This window comes from Vibrio sp. D173a (assembly GCF_030248475.1).
The window spans coordinates 1-820 of record NZ_JAHGAH010001104.1; the positions used below are offsets into that span (position 1 = coordinate 1).

Below are 820 nucleotides of genomic sequence, written 5' to 3' on the forward strand. Positions count from 1 at the left end.
TGGTACCTGTCTTCTTGACGTTAGTACGTAGGTAATTAAGTACAGTCATATTCGGCGACAGATTGTCTTCGTGTCTTATTTCCTGATTGAGCAAAAAAGTAATCAAGAGACCTCCTTGTATATCGACATATTCCATGTGTAATTTTTTTGACTTCTTGGTCAATAATTATCCATCCTGACCCTGTGGTCAACTATTTATTTACAAAAATGCAACAAAGGGGTTTTGGTAAGATTGTATACAATAATTTTTTGATTCTAATTCGTTGTTTTTAATTGAGTAAATTTGGAAATTGAGGATTTAACAGGGTGAATGAATTTACTTCTATGTATACAAATAATGTTTGGATAATTGGAGGGTTTTGGTGAATATTCGGTCGTGGCTGTGGGGCAAAATTCGATAGGAAAGCGAACAAAAAGTACAGAAAATGAGTTGTGAGAGAGTATGACCTTTGGCTTCAGGCATGAAAAAAGCGAGTGTAGAACTCGCTTTTAAAGAGGATTTTAACTTGTTCAGCAAGCGTTCGAACTAGGACTTACTCTTAAGAAGATCAGAGAAAACCACATGAAGATCGCTAGAGGCGGTGCTGCTGTCTAGGTTGAGCTTAGAGCGAATATGGCTCAAGTGTTCACGCATCAAATCAACCGCTTGCTCTTCATCACCGGATTCGATGGCATCAAGTAACTGCTCGTGTTCGTCTTGAGAACAGTTTGAATGAGTACCTGTTTCGTACTGGGCGATCAACAGGGAGGTTTGTGAAACTAAGCTACGTTGGAAAGCCAGTAGCGGCGCGTTTTCTGCCATTTCAGCAAGTTTAATATG

1 protein-coding gene is annotated in these 820 nt (G+C 39.1%); it reads right to left on the reverse strand.

The features are described 5' to 3' along the window. Positions 1–526: 526 nt before the first annotated feature. Positions 527–820: FCD domain-containing protein (locus KIV40_RS31605; RefSeq protein WP_285353264.1), on the reverse strand; the 294-nt coding region annotated here is incomplete at its 5' end.